This is a genomic window from Dermatophilus sp. B7861-1 (genome assembly GCF_058996045.1).
This window is the reverse complement of the sequence record NZ_CM180082.1, coordinates 2,526,527-2,545,493: the sequence shown is the minus strand read 5'-3', so window position 1 is coordinate 2,545,493 and position 18,967 is coordinate 2,526,527. Positions and strand designations below refer to the sequence as shown.

Below are 18,967 nucleotides of genomic sequence, written 5' to 3'. Positions count from 1 at the left end.
CTGTATCCGCATAGGGTTCCTCCGACCTGTCTATGTCTCTGTACGTGGCCGATAGGTGGTTCACGTACATGCTTGAGCGCAGTGGAGGAGCCACTTCATGTCGGAGCAGTGCGATGAAACGAGTTCTGTGGGTGGCGGTATCGCGGTAGAGGCGTTTGAGGCGTGTGCGCCGCAGACGTGGGCGCAGGCGTCGTGGCCGTTAGGGGCTCATGAGGCGGGACGGCTGGTGGTGACTGCTGAGGAGATCTTGTCCGGATCGGTGCCGCCGGTGCGGGTGGAGCGTGGGCATCGCGGGTTCTGTGAGGATGTCCCGGCCGAGGAACGGGTGGGGTGCACGTTCGCTGTGTATGCGCCGCGTGCGCAGCGGGTGTTGCTGGAGTTTTACGCTGAGGCTGTTGGGGTGGATGCGGCAGCTGAGTTTGACATGGCTCGAGGTGAAGACGGTGTGTGGCGTGCGCGGGTGCAAGGCCCAGGGCACGGCACGTTGTATGGGTTCCGTTGTTGGGGCCCAAACTGGGTAGTTGATCCGCAGTGGTGTCGAGGTGGTTCAGCGGCGGGGTTTGTGGCGGATGTTGATGAGGTGGGGGACCGTTTCAATCCGAACAAGGTGCTCTTTGATCCTTATGCCCGAGAAATTACGCACAATCTGGCATCGGGTTTGATTAGTGAGCACGGTGGATGCGCGGATGTGTTTGCAACTGGTGGGGTGGAAGTGGATGGGCGTGCACGTCGGGAGCTTGATTCGGGCAGGTGGGCGCCCAAAGGCGTGATTGTTCTCGATGGCACGTCTACGGGGGCGCGGCCATTCACGCATATTTCGGACGCGATTATTTATGAGACGCATCTACAGGGATTTACGGCGCATCCAAGTTCGGTGCGGTTACCGGAGTTGTTGGCTGATGTGGCTGGTTTTGGTGAGGTTGTTGGAGTGCCTGATGAGCTACGGGGCACGTATGCCGGTGCTGCGTATATGGCTCCGTATTTGCGGGCGCTGGGTGTAACGACGATCGAGTTTTTGCCGGTGCAGGAGTCTACGTCTCGTAACGCGCCGGTGGGGCCAGAAGATCCCCGCGAGAATTATTGGGGATACACAACTTTGGCTTATTTCGCGCCGAATCGGGCGTACGCCCATGACCGTTCGTTGGGTGGGCCGACGCGAGAGTTTAAAGAGATGGTGGCTGCGTTCCACGACGCCGGTATCGAGGTGTACGTGGATGTGGTTTACAACCACTCTGGTGAAGGAGGGCACTGGGAAGGGGATCTGGATACGGTCTCGTTCACGTCCTTAGGTGGCTTCTCCACCTCGGAGTATTACGTGTTGACGGCGGAAAACCGGTTGGTTGATGGGGCCACAGGTGTATCAAACCAGATGAATTTCTCCAGCTCATGTACAGCGGCGGTGACATTAGATTCGTTGGCGTACTGGCTACATGACATGGGCGTGGATGGGTTCCGCTTTGATCTAGCGCCGGTGTTGGGGCGTAAACCAGATGAGGCAGAGCGCGACGATTGGGAAGAGCAACGACGATTCTTTGATCAGCATCCGGTGTTGATCGGTATTGCCAGGCTGGGGGAACTGGCTGGAGCGGAAGTTATCGCCGAAGCATGGGATCTGTGGGGTTACGAGGTCGGTAACTTCCCACCGGGGTGGTCTGAATGGAATGGCCGTTTCCGTGATGCGGTGCGACGTTTCACAAAGGGTGATGCGAACACGGATTCGTTCATCGACATGATGAATGGCGATTACGAGCATTTCTACAACGAGAAAGATCCGGGAAAGTCGATCAATTTCGTTACTGCTCATGACGGCTTCACGATGATGGATCTGGTCTCGTACAACGGAAAAACAAATGAGGCCTTGACGTGGCCGTTCGGGCCTTCTGACGGTGGTAGTGATGACAACGAGTCGTGGGATTCCGGTGGTGATCAGGCACTGCGGCGTACCCGGTTGCGAAACTTCCTCGCAATCCTGATGTTTTCTCGCGGGGTTCCCATGATTGTGGGTGGAGACGAGTATGGGCGGGGTCAGAACGGAAATAACAACCCGTGGAACCTGAATTCGGTCGGCATGTGGAACAACTGGGCGCAGGCTGGTTCGAATGCGCCGATGCAGCTTCCGGTTGATCCAGATGACCCGGAAAACGGTGGCATGTACTACGACGTGTTTGGGGTGGCGGATTGTCGAGAAACTGTCAATCCCATTCTCGTTTTCACGCGAGCTCTCACGTGGATTCGGCATACCTCTCCGGAGCTGCGCCAACGGTATTGGGGAGCTTATGCCGGTGAAGAAGAGGTGCAGTATCTGTTCCGTGATCCTTCGGGTCGTCGATGGACGCAGCCTGGTGATCGCGCGTTGCAGGTGCGGTTGGGGACAGCGCAAAGTCCCGACGGTGATTTTGTCTTGTTGATCAACATGGAGGATCACGAGGTCGAGTTCACCTTCCCGAGTCTGGAAGAGCCCTGCGCTGAGGAGACAGAGCTGGTTGAGGAGGAGGCGGCAGGTCCTGGTGATCGGTGGGAGCGCCTCATCGATACGGCACCGTGGGCAGAACGGTTTTACAACGTGTTCGGTTCACTGGCGACTGCGATCCGTGGGCAGGCATATGCCGATCAGGTGCGTGAGGCGATCGCTGAGGCTGAAGCCCAGGGAATGGATGTTCACGAGGCGATTGATTCAGCAGCGGGGGTGGATGCTGATCGGGTGCCGCGTGACTATCTCGATGGTGACCGTTATCGGATGGCTCCGTGGTCGATTGCGGTGGCTCGTCAAACACCTCCTGAGCCTGCGGACGAGGCTGAGGCTGCTGAAGGGCAGCTTGCTGAAGAGTCTGAATTGGTAGAGCAGCAGGAGTAGAAGAAGTCACCGCTCTTTGCGGTTCATATCCGTCTAGGTGGTTGCTGCGTTGCACTATTTGTGGTGATTTTTGTGACATAGCAGGGCTGTTGGTGCAGGCTGGGCTGCGTCCGGCCTGCGCCAACAGCCCGGGTGGGTGTTACCTTCGCTGCGTGTACATCGACATCGACCTGCAGACCGCCACTGTTGTGGTGGTCGGCCCAGAACGCGAAGCGAACTGGGCGGTAAAGCGTTTCGCACTGCTGGCGGCAGAGACGATCGTTGTTGACGATCCTGCTGCCGTTCCTGCTGGCGGCAGCGTCCTCGTTGACGTCACTGGTGGCGCAGCCAAATGGGCTGAGACAGTTGCCGCGTTGCGTGTTGGGCGGGTCACGGTGTGTCTTGATGTTCCGGATAGCGGCGGTCAGATCGTTCTTGTCGGTGCAGGTCCGGGGCATCATGATCAGCAGAGCGTTGCTGTGCGTCGTGAACTGTTTAACGCGGATGTTGTTTTCACTGACAGGCTTGCCACCTATGACGATCACGTCACGATCGCTCGTTTAGCTCCGGCAGCTCGCATTGTTGATGTCGGTAAGCTTCCTGGCGCCCACCGGGTTCCCCAGCGTGAGATTGAGGACCGCATGCTTCAGGCTGCGCAGGCAGGTGACTACGTGGTGCGGCTCAAAGGCGGAGATCCATTTGTGTTCGGCAGGGGTGGTGAAGAGGTCGCTGCGGCGGTGGAGGCGGGTATTGAAGTGCGGGTGTTGCCGGGGATTACTTCGGCGGTGGCGGTGCCAGAGTCGGTGGGCATTCCGGTGACGCATCGGGGTGTTGCGCGTGCGTTCACGGTGGTCAGTGGGCATGAACCTCTCACTGAGGAGCAGAGTCGTGGATTGGTGCAGGCGGGAGGGACGATTGTGGTGTTGATGGGGGTGGCGACGATGGTTCGTTCGATGGGTGCTTTGGTTGCTGCGGGGATGGACCCGGATACTCCGTTTGCGGTGGTGGAGCGGGGGTTCACTGATGAGGAACGTGTGGTGCGGGGTGTGGTGGGGCAAGTGGAGGCGTTTGTTGAGCGGGAGTCTCCGGCTGCTCCGGCAGTCATTGTTATTGGTGGTGTTGCGGATGTGAGCCTGTTGCAGGGTGGGGTTGGTGAGGTTGTGTCATGAATGGGCGGGGTGCCTCACAAATGTGAGGCACCCCGCCCATTCATGTGGAGCTGGTTAGTTACCGGCTGAGGGTGGAGTGTTGCCGGTGTTTTTGTCGTCGTCGGAGCGTTGTGAAGTTTCATTGTTTGTTTCGACGCGTTGCCCGTATCGGGGCTCTTCGGTGGGAGATTGCTGGCCGTATCGCTGGGGTGTTTCAGCCGCAGGTTCAGGTGTAGTGGCCCCGTAGCGTTGGCCTTGTGGCTGGCCCCACTGGTTTGTTTCGGCTTGCCAGGGAGCGTCGATGACGTGCGCTGTGGGGGCGGGGTCTTCTTCGTTGCGGCGGCGGCGTTCATCCAAGTAGAGGATCGACATGAAGCACGCCATGAGCGGTGCAAAAAGGATGTTGAGCAGTGTGCTCAAAATATTTGCGGTGACTGCGCCACCTGAGGTTGCGGGATTGTTCCCGAAGGTTTCTTCCATGGGGGCGCCGAATGCCATGCCTAGCGCGGCTGTCACGATGAACCAGACGATTCCTACAGCGATGTTGAACAGGATCAGACGTCCAAAGACGCGCCAGAAAGCACCTTTAGTTAGGTGCCAAGAACGTCGCAGCGGGTTGAGCCCCTTGCCGGTTTCTAGGGTCAGGGTTGCTAGGTAGAAGCACCAGCGGATAGCAACGTAGGTCACGATGACGGATATCGCTATGAGGGTGATGAGGAGAGCAATCCCGGCGGTGGGGCCTTCTAGGCCGCTTACGCCGATGCCGAACAAGACGGCGGTAAAGAGCACGATTGAGAGCACAATCGCCGCAGTCATAAACGCGATGGTGGGCAGAGCGCGTCGGAAGAGCCCTTTGGTGCTGCGGGAAAGGTCGCGGTATGTGGGGCGGCGGGTGGCTTCAGTTTCGATGGCCAGCACGTACAGCATGCCGTTGATCTTCACAGTGACGGCTAGGTAGAGGAACGCCGAGATGAGGAGAACGACCGCAGCTGCTAGGCCTCCCGCGGCTAGCTTCCCGGAGGAGATGGATACTTTTCCGAGGCTGTCGAAGCTTCCTGCTGCGGTAATCAGGGCGATGAAAGCGACCGCGAGGACGGTGACTGCGCCGATGATCAAGAGCACAGCGTTCGATAGCAGCGAGATACCGATGAACAACCCGGGGCGTTTGCCGAAGAGGGCGAAAGCTTTCGTGAAGGCTGTGGTGGCCTTGATCGGGGAGGGCGGTAGTAGGCGGGTTGGTGGTGGTGTGAGGGGTTCCATGGCTCCACCGTAGGCGACTGGGGGGAGATTGAGATGTGGGGGAGAAGAGGAGTCTGTGGGGCAAAGTGAGCGTGGGTGGGAGTTTCTTTATCCCCCAAAGGTTTCGAGGTGAACCTCCAGTTATTACATATGTAAGTGCGTGGGAGTCCCCACATGTGGTCGGTCGTTTACAAAGCGTGCGCAAGGATGAGGCAGGCTCGCCGGGCCACCCACCTTCGGGATGTGTCAGATGTCGAGGGAGGGGCGAGCTTTTGTGCTTTGTGCCGGGTCAATGACCTGCAAAGCCCTCGCTGAGGGGCGTGAAGTCTAGGCGATCCTGTCTCGTAGTAGATGGCTTACTGCGGGAGGGGGTGGGTGGTCACCTGAACGGTGCCTCCGGCGTGTTGAGGTCATGGCGGTAATGTTCCGGGGTTGCTGACCGTTAAGCATGTCGATCAGTGACGCGCTACACCCCATTGAACGTGGAAGAAAGTGAATCCGGGGGGAACGTGAGTTCGTTTCCGGTCGAAGGGAGGTGCCGGAGTGACAAGAACCCGGCTAGAAGAGCAGGTCCGGTCTGAAGAACAGCCCGTGGAAAGGACTGTTGACGACGCGTTGATTCGCATTCTTCGCGCCATGTCCAGGGAGAGCACGCGGCGTAGCCGCTGCGCGGGCATGCGGCCTGCTTTGTCAAACACGGATGTGTGGCTGCTGGGATTCATCCATGAGCATGAGAATGTGCGGCCCACGGATCTTGCCAGCTGGCAGGACGTGGATAAGTCAACAATCACAATGCAGTTGAAGCGGCTTGTTGCGGCGGGTTTGGTCAAGCGGGTTGCTTCACCGCGGGACCGCCGTTCGATCAACGTCACTTTGACGGTGAAAGGTAAGGCCGCTTTGGCCAATGTGCATGAGCAGGGGATTGGCTTCCTAGCCGATTTGCTGTCCACCTGGAGCGTGGAGGATCGAGGAGAGTTGGCGCGCTCGATCTCCCGGCTGGCAGATGTGATGGAAGCTCGTGTAGCGCCAGTGCGTGATGGCTGTGACGCTGCCTAACTAGTGTTCAGTTGAGTCGTCGTTGTCGTCACGGGTCGGGGCGGCTCTCTCCAAGAGATGGAGAACTGTGACGACGTCGTCGACGGCGAGCTGACCGGGAGCAGAGGACGCGGCCACCCGTGCGAAGGTGGCCGCGCTCCCGAACGCTGCGCCAACAAGTCGGCTGGCGGCGCCGAGGGAGCCCATGGCGATCGTGATCAGGGGGATTTGGGCTTTTTGGTGGCGCAGGCTGGTAGCAGTGAAAAGATGCGCCAGATCCAGCGAGGTGGTGGCTGTGACAGCAAGTTTGGCGATATCGGCGCCAGCATTTTCCATATCGGCAAGTAGAGACACCATGGCGCTCACTTCGGGAGTGGCAGTGAAGTCGTGTGCGGATGCGATGACGAGGGCGCCTTCGGCCTGCGCGACGTGGATAGCGGTGTGTCCTACCGGGTGTCGGTATTCGATATCGATGAAGTCAGCGCCAGCACCTGCAATGGTTTCGATGAGGTGGAGGTAGTCGGTTTCGGTGGCTGACCCGTTTCCTCCTTCTCTCACGGTGCGGTAGGTGAAGCAACAGGGCAGGTCCCGGCCAGTTGAGGCGATGTGCTCGGTGAGCTGGCCGAGGGTGTCTGCGTATTCCTTGACGGAGTGCGCGTGGCGGAACTGGTCGGCGCGCCATTCGAGCATGTCGGTTTCGGTTGCTGCGGCACGGGTGATTTCTTCACGGAGCGTGTCGATGTCAGAGCCAACTAGGGGGGTGATGATGGTGGTGCGACCGGCGCCAATCGCTCCGGCAGCGCGGATGGTGGGCAAAGGTGTGGTGTCCATGATTGGCTCCTGCCAGGTGCGAGGGTCCGTTACCGACATGTGCATGTTTTTCATGCTGAATTCTGTGACGGCTCATACGATGCCAGGCATGACCATGTCTTCTAGCAATGATCACGTACTCATCACTGGCAACGTTAAGCGCCAAGGTCGTCACCGTTCTCGTGCGGCGGCGGAGCAGAGAAAAACTGTCTTACGTGATCCAGAGTCGGTGAATACGGCATTGGTGACTGCTTGCGGACTGGTCGGGGGATTTGCCGCAGCCCAGCAGACGGGCATACGACCCTTGGGAGGTGTGGTTTTAGCAGCGGCTGGACTATATGCCGGGCGTAGCTGGGTAAAGGTGGCTGGTCCGGGTGTTGCCGGTGCGCTGGGCGCGGTGTACATGGGCGCTTTTGGTTTGTCGCATCCGTTGGCGAAGAAGATCGGGGCGTGGCCGTCTGTGTTCGCGGTGACTGCGGTCGCTGCGGGAGCAGCGTGTGCACTATCCGACAGTCGCGCTGAGCGCTGCTGCGTGAAACATCACCGTTCGTGAAATTTTTAAAGTCCTGAAAATCCCTCAGTATTAGGTGTTTTCATCCTTGAGGGTGGAGTGGGTTGTTGATTAGCTCACCTAGTGACCACATAGATACTTCCGTGGTGGCCGTTTCCGCTGTGGCTGTGAGTTACCAAAAATGGTTCTGACTGTCCCTTCAACGTGCCCGGTTGCCGCGGGCGTTTCTGATTTCAGAACCGCACGAAAGGTGAACTGATGCTTGCGCTTGGATGGATCGGCTGGATTGTTATTGGCGGCCTCGCTGGGTGGATTGGCAGCAAAATCATGGGTACAGATGCGCAGATGGGACTGGTTGCCAACATTGTGGTTGGCATTATCGGTGGTCTTATCGGCGGATTTGTTTTGAATCTGGTTGGTGTCAATGTAGCTGGCGGTGGGCTTATTTTTAGCTTCCTGACAGCTCTGCTTGGCGCTGTCATTCTCTTGTGGATCGTGAAGATGGTTACGGGGCGCCGCTGAAAAACCTCTACCTAAACCCGTGTAGGTGTTTGCCTTTTCGAAAAACATCGAGAAGGCAAGCACTTACACGGGTTTATAAAATCCAAAAAGATTCGGAGATTCACTCTGAGTGGAATCCACATCCCTGCCCACCAGCGTGAATACTGTCTCGCTTAGGCCTAGGGTTCCCATGTGACCAAGGGCAAGTTTCAGTCCTTCAACGGAAACGTCTATCAGTTTCCGCGCGGGGGTCGTGACGGCCAGGCCAATCGGCTTGACACCACTAACTCGAGTGAGCAGACCTCGAGCTCTACCGAGCTGCCCGAAGTCGTGACAGCAAACATCACCGCACCCACACAGGATCGACTGGCGTGGAGCGTGCCCCGCATCACGCGCATGACACTGCACGTGCAGCTAGAAAACTCCTACCCCTCTACATGGCGCCGAATCGAGATAGACGCCTCCATACACCTGGATCAGCTACACGAAGTCCTCTGCGCAGCAATGGGATGGGACGGCACGCACCAACACCAGTTCACCTTCCCCCACGCTCCAGATCCTCAACAAGCCACACTCATCCCTCTTACAGAGCTGGAACAGCTGACCCACACACGAACCATCCAGCCACCCCAGCAGAACAGCCACCGCGACAACGACGAGGAATCCCACACCCAGGTGGCAGACGTCTTGCCCGCATCAGGAGCAGTCCTGCAATACAGCTACGGGCTGGCGCACAGACAGCAACACACCATCACTGTCGAAACAATCCAACGAGGCTTTCCCGGCCAACCCCGCGCCCGCCTCATCGACGGAAACCCCGACCGGTTCGAAAAAGAAAAAGCAGCACGGCGAGTCCAAAACGTAGACCTACTGGAACAACCTCCGCCAACACCAATGCTGGAATGCCTCGATCCTGCCGTAACCGACATCGCAGGCATCGTCGACAGCCACGGATGGCAAGCCTTACGTCACCTCATTGGAGCATCACGGTTAGATACCTCATCCCTGATCCACGAGTATGTCCTGACCGCCCAAACAGATGTGACTGACATCTCACATATATGGACAGTGGACAGTAATCCCACCGAACTACCTACCTACCTCGATGAGCAGACCTGTGCCCTCATGGTTGAGCCATTTGCTCAACTCTTACGTCAATGCGGCGACCCCCACGGGTGGGCCCTGGGGGCCGACACAACTCACCGCGGCCCCTCCATTACCGGCCTCGACGCCGAACTGCTTGACGCCGCAGTTGGACTACGCCTCATACACATCGTGGACGATCACGCCTACATCCACCCAGAACTTCCCTACCTAGACACTCCCCGCGACCTAGCAGAAATCATCGCCCGCAGACTGCCCCTAGGCGGATCCGAACATGCCTGCGCAGCAGGTGTTTTGGCACTACTTACCGCAGCATCAGGAGTGGTTAGTCCCGCCCTGCTAGCCGACCCCACCGCCCAAGACCCCTACACCCACCACGCAGCCCGCATCGCGCGGCTATGTCTGGATGTTGTGCACGGCCTCGGGTGGGACCCACGCGAAGGGGACCTCCATGACCCCACCGTTGCGTTCTGGGGTGCCCAGACATGGTCCGTCATCGCGATCCTGTCCGGAGGAAACGGCATAGCTGGACGAATGCCAGAAGCATTCCCCGGCACATTCCCCGCCTCCGATCTTGCCGAAAGCGTTTCCCTGCTAGCGCGCTCAGCATTACGCATGTGGTGACAAGGCATAGTTCGCGCGTTCCACACACCCACCCACGGTGAACGGTCACATACTGTCGAGGTGCATGTCCTGTAAAAGTAAGACGGGGCGAGCATGGTCTGTGAGGAGTGAGTTGCATGCCCGGAAGGCTCTTCATCAACGCCAAGGTGTTCACGGGCCGTGGTGAGGATGATTTCGCTAGCGCCTTCCGTATTGACGGAGGACGCTTCTCATGGGTGGGAGGCCCGTACCGCGAATACACCGAACCGGCAGACATCCCCGAGGCAGTACGGGACGTTCCCACCGTCGACCTCCAAGGCGCCACCGTCGTCCCTGGATTCCTCGACGTGCACCAGCATCCGGTACTCGTCGCCACCCTCGCCGCAGGCCCCTCACTGATGCCGCCCTTGGTGCGCACCATCCCGGACATCATCAAACGCCTGCGCTATCACGCAGACCTAGCCCCAGAAAACGAATGGATCCTCGGCTGGGGCTACGACGAAATGTACCTAACAGAGCGTCGCCAACTCACCCGCAAAGACCTCGATCTCGTTAGCCGCGACCGGCCAGTATTCGTTCGACGCTCAGACCTACACACCGCCTCCTGTAACTCCGTAGCACTACGAATGGCAGGCATCACCCGAGACACCCCCGACCCCGAAGGCGCCCGCTTCGAACGACACAGCAACGGCGAACCCAACGGCATCCTGACCGAATTCCGTGCCGTAGAAGCCGTAGCCTCAGCCATCCCACCCATGGGACGTGACCACCTCATCCGCGAACTGCTCGCCGTAGGAGACCACCTCACCCGTCACGGCATCGTCGGCGTGGGTGATGACCTGGCTGCCGTCGCAGCTACCGACATACTCGACATTCTCCGCGAAGCGCAACAAGCCGGATTCGCCCAGCACGTCAACATCTACCTGCCATGGACCGTCCTGTCCGATGAAATCGCCGCCGGCAAAACCCGCGTCCTCACCGACGACGACAGATTCGGCCGCATCAAAATAGCTGGTACCAAAGTCTTTATTGACGGAGCCATCTCCAACGCAACCGCCTGGATGGCCCGCCCCTACCGCGGCACCTTCGACCAATTCGGCCGCCGCACAATCAACGCAAAAGAACTCCGCGCCGCCGCCGAATGGGCCCGCGACAACCGCGTCCAACTCGCCGCACACGCCATGGGCGATGCCGCACTCGAATTCCTCATCGACGTCGTCGGCGACATGGATCCCTGGATGACCGACGTACCCAGCGTCCAAGTGGAACACGCCAGCATCCTGCCCGAACCACTACAACAGCTCATGCTCCGCTCCCGCATGAACTTTGGCATCGTCACCCACTCCATCTTCGACTTCGCCGAAATGGACGTCTACAGCGCCAACCTCAGCACCCGCGCCCTCGTCGACGCCTACCCCCTGCAACGCATATACCGCTCCTTCCACGCCTCATGCCTGTCCTCAGACAGCCCCGCCACCACCTGGATGGACGCAGACAACGTCTTCACCTCCATCCAAGCCGCCGTGGACCGCACCGCCAGCAACGGCACCACTCTCGGATTCGCCAACGCCCTCACCATCCCTCAAGCCATCCTCATGTACACCTCACGAGCAGTGCGCGTGGCACCCCATACCGGCCTAGGACGCATCGCTCAAGGCGCCTTCGCCAACTTCGTCATCCTCGACCGCGACGTCTTCACCACCCCAGCCAAAGAACTCGGCCAAGTGCGCGTCGCCTCCACCTGGATCGACGGCGAACGCGTCTACCGCCGCGACACCTAAAACACAGACCACCACCAGTCGATGCATACACCCCACCTGCCAGCCCCACCCCAGCAACCATGAATATCAGCCGCACTATTCAGCCGCGCCACCGACAAACCGATTGGGCACCAGGGAACCCCGATGAGGTGCACACACCTCACCTATGAACACAACCCAGGGAAGGTGCCATGCCTCAGTCCGCCACACCACACCGAAGCATCCATGAAGCAGGCACCGACAGCGTCCTGACCCCCAGCGACGCCCAACGCCTCTCCTCCGAAGGCCCCCGAAGCCCCCGCGTCAATCTGCTCATCCTCGGAGCCTCCGGCGATCTCACCCGGCGCCTCCTCCTACCTGGACTGGGCACTCTCCTCCTAGCCGATCCCGAACGACGGGTCCGCATCCTCGGCGCCGCCGCCGATGACCTCTCCGACGAAGAATGGCGCTTACGCGTCCTGCAAGCTCTTGCCGAAGGAGGCTGCGGACAACGCGGTGCCTCCCGCCTGGCCGAACGATCTAGCTACACCAAAGTTGACCTACTCAGCTCCGCCGCAGTCCGCGACCTCATCGCCGAACTAGGCGACGAGCCCGCCATCATCTACTTCGCGCTGCCCCCACGCATCACCCGCAAAGTTCTTGAAGTGCTCGCCACCATAGGCATCGGCCCCAACATTCGCCTCGGCCTAGAAAAACCCTTCGGCAACGACCTGCAAACCGCACGCGAACTCAACGAACTCCTACACAGCTTCGCCGACGAATCCCAGATCTACCGAGTAGACCACTTCCTTGGCCGATCCGGAGTACTCAACCTTCTCGGATTCCGATTCGCCAACCGCGTCTTCGAACCCCTCTGGAACTGCACACACATCGAATCCGTCGACATCATCTTCGACGAATCCCTCGCCCTCGAAGGCCGCGCCGCCTACTACGACCACGCCGGCGCCCTCATCGACATGATCCAATCCCACCTCCTGCTCATGCTGGCCCTGACTGCCATGGAAGACCTCTCCCGACTCGAAGAACTCGAACTACGCGACCTACAAACCCACCTCCTACGCTGCGTATCTCTCTGGGACGAAGACCCCGCCCAATCCTCCCGCCGTGCCCGCTACTCCGCCGGCGTTGTCGAAGGCAAGAAAGTACCCGCCTACGTCGAGGAAAAAGGCGTCAACCCCGACAACATGACCGAAACCCTCGCCGAGGTCACCGTCCGCATCAACAACGAACGCTGGGCAGGAGTGCCCTTCCGCCTGCGCAGCGGCAAAGCCCTAGGAAAAAACGACCGCCGAATCGTCCTGCACTTCAAACCCGTCGGACACCTACCCACCGGATTCGGCCCCGCCCCCGGCGCCAACACCCTCACCATCTCCCTGTCACCAGAAGAACTCCAACTCGACATCGCCACCAACGGCTCCGGCGACAAATTCAAACTCGAACGCAGCCGCATGACCGCAGTCCTTGGAGAAAGTGCCATTCGCCCCTACGGCGAAATCCTCGGCCACATCATGGACGGTGACCAACTCCTATCCGTCCGCGGTGACACCGCTGAAGAGATGTGGCGCATCCTCACCCCCGTCGTCGAAGCCTGGCGCAACAACGAAGTACCCATGCACGAATACTCCGCAGGCACCCACGGACCCGACGAATGGGACACCTTCGTCTAACACCACCACGAGGGCCGACGAGCCTTAACCCGCCGTCGGCCCTCGTCATTTAGCCTTCCACCATGGCTCGTTATCTCGACATCCACCCCATCGACCCCCAACCGCGCCTCATCGCCCAAGCAGTCACCATCCTGCGCGAGGGCGGAATCATCGCCTACCCCACCGAGTCCGGATACGCACTCGGCTCAGCCATCGGAAACGCCACCGGGAAACAACGCATCAGCGACATCCGCAAACTCGGCAAAGAACACCAGTACTCACTCATGTGCAGCGACTTCGCTCAACTAGGGCAACTGGTCATGCTCTCCAATAGTCAATTCCGTCTCGTCAAAGCAGCCACTCCCGGCCCCTATACCTTCATCCTCAAAGGAACTTCCGAGGTGCCACGCAAACTTCTAGACCCCAAACGCAAAACCGTCGGTGTACGCATCAGCGACCACAAAGTCGTCCAGGCACTACTCACCGAACTGGGCGAACCTATGCTTACCAGCACACTCATCCTCCCCGACGAAACCACCCCCATGATCAACGGTTGGATGGTCAAAGAAGAACTTGACCACCTCGTCGACGCCGTTATCGACGCCGACGACGCTGGCATCGATCCCACCACTGTTATTGATCTCACCAGCGATATTCCCGAAATCCTGCGCCGCGGAGCCGGAGACACCGCCCTTTTCGACGCATGAGCAAACCCTCAGCCGCAATAGCCACCACGACAGGCCTAGACTTGCTCCATGAGTACGCCCCTGGATGTCATCACCCCTAAAGTCTCCGCCGCGATCGCAGCTGCCCTCGGCGACGAATACGCAGGCGCAGACCCCGTACTCCGACCAAGCCAATACGCCGACATCCAAATCAACGCACCCCTCGCACTGGCCAAAAAAGCAGGCAAGAAGCCTCGCGACGTCGCCGAAGCCATCGTCGCCAATCTCGACCTGGCTAACGAAACAAGCAACATCGAAGTAAGCGGCCCCGGATTCATCAACCTGACCTTCTCCGACGAATGGCTCGCCACCCTCGTCACCGACCTCGCCCAAGATGAGCGCCTGGGTATTCCCGCCCAAGAACCCACCAACATCCCGATCGACTACTCCGCCCCCAACGTCGCTAAAGAAATGCACGTCGGGCACCTACGCACCACCGTCGTCGGTGACTGCCTTGCCCGCACCCTCGAAAAACTTGGGCACAACGTCATTCGCCAAAACCACATCGGCGACTGGGGAACCCCCTTCGGCATGCTCATTGAGCACCTCCTGGAAGTCGGCCTCGAATCCGAAGAAGCAGCACTGCTCAAGAACAACCCCAACGCCTTCTACCAAGCTGCCCGCGCCAAGTTCGACGGCAACGCTGAATTCGCCACCCGCTCCCGCAGCCGCGTAGTCAAACTGCAAGCCGGAGACCCCCAGACCCTTGAACTGTGGGGAACCCTCATCGAACTATCCAAGGCCTACTTCAACCGCATCTACACCGCCCTGGATGTCACCCTCACCGACGATGACCTCGCCGGTGAATCCACCTACAACGACGAACTTCCCGACGTCTGCCACCAACTCGAAACCAGCGGCATCGCAGTCGTCGATGACGGTGCCCTGTGCGTCTTCCTCGAAGAATTCACTGGCCGTGAAGGCAAACCCGTACCACTGATCATCCGCAAATCTGACGGCGGATACGGCTACGCAACCACCGACCTAGCCACCATTCGCCACCGCGTCCGTAACCTCAAAGCCAGCAGAATTCTCTACGTTATCGGCGCACCTCAGGCACTCCACCTCAACATGATGTTCGCCACCGCTGCCAAAGCTGGCTGGCTGCCCGAAGACGTCGAAGCCACTCACATCAAGATCGGTAACGTGCTCGGCGAAGACCGTAAGATCCTGCGCACCCGCTCGGGGGCTCCCCTGCGCCTCATGGACCTTCTCAACGAATCCGTTGCCAAAGCTAAACGTCACATCGATTCTGCCCGTCCCGAGCTTGCCGAAGAAGAACGCGCAGAAATCGCCCGGCAAATCGGCATCGGCGCCGTCAAATACGCAGACCTCTCCGTCGCTCACGACTCCGAGTACGTATTCGACCTAGACCGCATGCTCAACCTCACCGGCAACACCGGCCCCTACCTGCAATACGCCGCTACCCGTCTACGCTCCATCTTCCGCTCCGCCGACGAAGCTGGAATCGCCGTGGCAGACACCATCTGCCTACAGCAACCCCACGAACGCGCCCTAGCACTACACCTGCTCGAATTCGGTAGCACCGTCGCCGCAGTCGGGGCTCTATGCGAACCCCACCGCCTCGCGGCATACCTGTTCGACCTGGCCCAACTCTTCAGCGCCTTCTACGAAAACTGCCCCGTCCTGGGCGCCGAGGACGAAGATATCCGCGCATCCCGCCTAGCCCTGTGCAAAGTAACCCTCGAGGTACTCATTACCGGCCTAGACCTCCTGGGCATCCGCGCACCCGAACGCATGTGACCCCCAGGGGCGGGCGACGGCTCCCTGGCCCGCCCGCCCCTGGCAATAACCCCATCCACCGGGACAACAAAACCCGGCGAAATGTGCGTCATATCCCACCGACCTCAGAACCCTAGAGACAGCGCACCGCCCCCACATACCCTGCAGTATGGCGACGGTGACCCAAACTATGCGTCAGCTGCAAAATCCGCAGCTCACAAGCACTCTGAGGGATTTATGCATACAGCATGAAATCGCCCTACTCATGCTCCACGGCACCTGTGTGACCAGCACCACTGACGCTCCCCGACTCGACCTGGCCTACCTACCCACCCACCAAAACATCGACCACCTCCGCGTCGTCACAGCCTTCCTCGCCATCCTTCCCACCGAACGGCTGGACGTCATCGCGCTCAACTGGGATGACCCCATCGCCGCCCACACCGCGTTCGAAAATGGACGCCCCCTCTACGAAAACGAGCCCAACCTCTTCACCACACTGCGCCATCAAGCCGCCATCGACTACGCCCACTCACACTGGCTCCACGATTTCACCCTCCCCAACCGCACCCCCTACTGGGAAGCGTGACCTACCACCAAAAATCGCCTGTTAGCCTGGACACGAATCCATCACGACCGGCTGAGGGACTGGACCGATGATGCCGGGGCAACCACGCCAAACCCCTGCGCGCACGGTGCCACATCCTGCGGCCTTCACCCGAAAGCCGACAGATGGACTCAACCGCGCACGAATGCGGACATGGATGTGGCCTCCTACGCACAGAACACATCCATGAGAGGCCGCACGCACATGCACGACATCTCACCGATCACCCGCGCCATCCGCACCGGCATCGCCGAAGACCCCAACCACGGCGCCGTTATCCCACCGCTATACCTCAGCACCACATACACATTCGAAGGCTTCAACACCAAACGCATCCACGACTACAGCCGCGACACCAACCCCACCCGAGACATCCTCACCCGCGCCCTCGCCACCCTTGAAGAAGGTGTAGGCGGTGTCACCACTTCTTCGGGAATGGGCGCCATCACCACCCTCTTATTCATGCTGACCAACAGCGAAGACCACATTCTCGTCCCCGCCGACTGTTACGGCGGAACCTGGCGACTCTTCGAATCTCTCGCCGAACGCGGACACTTCACGTGTACCACCGCCGACTTCACTGACATCAACGCAGTACGCGCTGCCCTCCAGGCCCACCCAACTGCACTTGTGTGGATCGAAACCCCCTCCAACCCCACCATGCGCATCACAGATATCGCTGCCGTCGCCGCCGCGGCCCATGAAGCAGATGCTGTCGTCGTCGCCGACAACACCTTCCTGACCCCACTGCAACAGCGACCCCTGAGCCTTGGTGCTGACTACGTCATGCACTCCACCACCAAGTACATCAACGGACACAGCGACGTTATCGGCGGAGCCATCATCGCCTCCACCCAACAAGGCGCAGACAACCTACGCTTCTGGGCCAATAACCTCGGAACCGCCGGCAGTGCCTACGACAGCCACATGATCATGCGCGGACTACGCAGCATCGGTCCCCGTATTGCTGCACACCGCACAAACGCCCAAGCAATCGCCGAAGCACTCCAAGCTCACCCCGCAGTAGAACGTGTCTACTACCCAGGCTTGCTCGACCACCCTGGACACGATTTGGCATCCCGCCAACAAGACGGTTTCGGCGCCATCGTCAGCTTTGATTTGTGCGGTGGCCTCACTGCAGTCAAAGCCTTCTTAGACGGCCTCCAACTGTTCACTTTCGCCGAATCGCTTGGCGGCACCGAGTCCCTCATAGAACACCCCACCACCATGAGTCACGCGACCATGACCGAACAGGCACGCCAAGCCGCAGGAATCACCGAAGCAATGCTGCGCCTAGCTGTGGGGATCGAGGACATCCAGGACCTGCTGACAGATCTCACCATGGCACTCGATCGTGCCCATCGGTCCTGAGGACAGCAATGCACCAACTCACGTGGCGGCACAGGAACACCGAACGCACCTTGCCGTCACGTGAGTGGCAAATTCACCTTCGAAATCACTATAAAAATTCCCGCCGTGGCGATAGAGCAGCAGGTAAGGCGGCTGTCGCTGCTGTTGCTGACCCCGGTGCGTGGTACGTAAGTTGTGGCATCCAGGCCATGTAGGCCCCTTGTGCCTCGGGGTTAATAGAGAGAGCACATTTGCAGTAGTCGTCGGGCTCTTCGAAGTATGTATCGAAAGCCATGATGTCGCGATTGGCGTACATCCACCCATATGCGTAATGAATGTATTGAGGGTTATCTCCGCCGGATTCCTCTGATCCCCGTATGACACCCCACTCGGGAAGAGCGAACTTTTTGCCGTGCGTGCGGGCAAACGTGCCCCAGTAGTCCCAGCCTTGCGGACGTGTCCTGTGTTCTTTCCACCCTTTCTGGTCGTACGGCGGGGACCAGTCGTAGGCGTCGATACCGACAATGTCTACGACGTCGTCTCCAGGCCAGGCAGTCGTTGCATCAGGCAGCGAATTTCCGCGACCCTCATTGGGGTTCCAGACAATCCGAAGGTCGGGACCGCCGGATTTAAGCGAGGTTGATGCCTGCCGAAAAGCTGTTTTAAAGGTGCCGACATTGGACGGTGTTGCTTTCCAAGGCCAATTCACGATGTTGAATTCCCACCCAGGGCGGACATACGCATTGGGGTACTTCGTGGCGATCAAAGCGCCTAGTCGTTTGAAATCTTCGTTGTATGCGCCTTGGGCGGCTTTCTCTAACGTCCCGTCTTTAGGGAAGAGCTGCACAGAGATGTTGAGTGTTCCGGAGAAACCGGCAGGAATGGTTTTCTCGGTGAGCCACCAGTCGCTGAGGTGTTCCTCCCAGCTTCCGCGGGTAGGGGACACGCCCAAGACATCTAGTTTGTGTCCTCGCATTTTTTCAAACGCGCCAGTGATTTTCGGATCATGTCCAAATACGCCGCTGTCCCAGAGAAGTCCGCTGGGTCTGGGAGTGTATCGATAGTTCTTATTGGGTGATCTGTCGATATCGTCAGGAATTCCAGAAGAAGAACAAGAAGAGACTGCAATTAACGTTGCGAGAAGCGTTGCGATAGTAGCTGTTACGCGTACCCAGCGGCCGCGGTATTTAACGACGCATGATGTAGCTGTCATGAGACCCCCGGGTGTGTGCCGTGACGTAGTGGAGCCCCCCGCTCCGACCCTTGTCCTTTTCGACGATACCGGGGGAATCTGGATATATACAGAACACAGATATGACTTCTGTTGGGATACGGGCAAGCGCGAGGCATCT

At 59.2% G+C, this 18,967-nt stretch carries 15 protein-coding genes and 1 riboswitch; of the genes, 12 read left to right on the top strand and 3 right to left on the bottom strand.

What is annotated here, in order from left to right; all coding sequences use genetic code 11:
- Positions 1–97 precede the first annotated feature (97 nt).
- Both AC2T9U_RS11235 and cobA read left to right on the top strand, forming a co-directional pair.
- On the top strand, positions 98–2,854 hold the full coding sequence (locus AC2T9U_RS11235; RefSeq protein WP_493696143.1) for an alpha-amylase family glycosyl hydrolase: 2,757 nt from the start codon (positions 98–100) through the stop codon (positions 2,852–2,854).
- A gap of 152 nt (positions 2,855–3,006) precedes the next feature.
- Complete coding sequence (gene cobA, locus AC2T9U_RS11230; protein WP_493696142.1) at positions 3,007–4,002, top strand: uroporphyrinogen-III C-methyltransferase; 996 nt, start codon at positions 3,007–3,009, stop codon at positions 4,000–4,002.
- A gap of 54 nt (positions 4,003–4,056) precedes the next feature.
- Here cobA and AC2T9U_RS11225 read toward each other — a convergent pair whose 3' ends face one another.
- Positions 4,057–5,241: a glycerophosphoryl diester phosphodiesterase membrane domain-containing protein gene (locus AC2T9U_RS11225; protein ID WP_493696141.1), complete on the bottom strand. Its 1,185-nt coding sequence runs from the start codon at positions 5,239–5,241 to the stop codon at positions 4,057–4,059.
- 522 nt (positions 5,242–5,763) lie between these two features.
- Between AC2T9U_RS11225 and AC2T9U_RS11220 the strand changes: the two genes are divergently transcribed.
- The gene (locus AC2T9U_RS11220) at positions 5,764–6,276 is read left to right on the top strand and encodes a MarR family winged helix-turn-helix transcriptional regulator (RefSeq protein ID WP_051277609.1); all 513 of its coding nucleotides are present in this window, start codon (positions 5,764–5,766) and stop codon (positions 6,274–6,276) included.
- Here AC2T9U_RS11220 and aroD read toward each other — a convergent pair whose 3' ends face one another.
- A complete protein-coding gene (gene aroD / locus AC2T9U_RS11215) occupies positions 6,277–7,086 on the bottom strand; it encodes a type I 3-dehydroquinate dehydratase (RefSeq protein ID WP_493696140.1) in 810 nt (269 codons plus the stop codon).
- Positions 7,087–7,174: 88 nt separating this feature from the next.
- Here aroD and AC2T9U_RS11210 point away from each other — a divergent pair, with 88 nt between their 5' ends.
- The 9 genes from AC2T9U_RS11210 (at position 7,175) to metB (ending at position 17,636) form a co-directional block, all read left to right on the top strand.
- Positions 7,175–7,618 (top strand): hypothetical protein, encoded by a 444-nt coding sequence (locus tag AC2T9U_RS11210; RefSeq protein ID WP_493696139.1) that lies wholly within the window; start codon positions 7,175–7,177, stop codon positions 7,616–7,618.
- A gap of 216 nt (positions 7,619–7,834) precedes the next feature.
- Complete coding sequence (locus tag AC2T9U_RS11205) at positions 7,835–8,098, top strand: GlsB/YeaQ/YmgE family stress response membrane protein (protein ID WP_115032119.1); 264 nt, start codon at positions 7,835–7,837, stop codon at positions 8,096–8,098.
- Between the two features lie 171 nt (positions 8,099–8,269).
- Positions 8,270–9,805, top strand: coding sequence for a plasmid pRiA4b ORF-3 family protein (locus AC2T9U_RS11200; RefSeq protein ID WP_493696138.1), 1,536 nt, complete (start codon positions 8,270–8,272; stop codon positions 9,803–9,805).
- A 116-nt stretch (positions 9,806–9,921) separates the two neighbouring features.
- Positions 9,922–11,565, top strand: coding sequence for an amidohydrolase (locus AC2T9U_RS11195; protein WP_115032123.1), 1,644 nt, complete (start codon positions 9,922–9,924; stop codon positions 11,563–11,565).
- 170 nt (positions 11,566–11,735) lie between these two features.
- A complete protein-coding gene (locus AC2T9U_RS11190; protein WP_115032125.1) occupies positions 11,736–13,211 on the top strand; it encodes a glucose-6-phosphate dehydrogenase in 1,476 nt (491 codons plus the stop codon).
- Between the two features lie 62 nt (positions 13,212–13,273).
- The gene (locus tag AC2T9U_RS11185) at positions 13,274–13,897 is read left to right on the top strand and encodes an L-threonylcarbamoyladenylate synthase (RefSeq protein WP_115032127.1); all 624 of its coding nucleotides are present in this window, start codon (positions 13,274–13,276) and stop codon (positions 13,895–13,897) included.
- 48 nt (positions 13,898–13,945) lie between these two features.
- Positions 13,946–15,679, top strand: coding sequence for an arginine--tRNA ligase (gene argS, locus AC2T9U_RS11180; protein WP_493696137.1), 1,734 nt, complete (start codon positions 13,946–13,948; stop codon positions 15,677–15,679).
- Positions 15,680–15,941: 262 nt separating this feature from the next.
- Positions 15,942–16,247: a hypothetical protein gene (locus AC2T9U_RS11175; protein WP_493696136.1), complete on the top strand. Its 306-nt coding sequence runs from the start codon at positions 15,942–15,944 to the stop codon at positions 16,245–16,247.
- Between the two features lie 35 nt (positions 16,248–16,282).
- A riboswitch (SAM riboswitch) is annotated at positions 16,283–16,397 on the top strand.
- A gap of 54 nt (positions 16,398–16,451) precedes the next feature.
- Positions 16,452–17,636, top strand: coding sequence for a cystathionine gamma-synthase (metB, locus tag AC2T9U_RS11170; RefSeq protein WP_493696135.1), 1,185 nt, complete (start codon positions 16,452–16,454; stop codon positions 17,634–17,636).
- A gap of 88 nt (positions 17,637–17,724) precedes the next feature.
- On the opposite strand, the gene AC2T9U_RS11165 is transcribed toward metB, so the two are convergent.
- Entirely contained in the window at positions 17,725–18,567 is an 843-nt protein-coding gene (locus AC2T9U_RS11165) for a glycoside hydrolase family 26 protein (protein WP_493696134.1), read from the bottom strand.
- Positions 18,568–18,967: the final 400 nt, after the last annotated feature.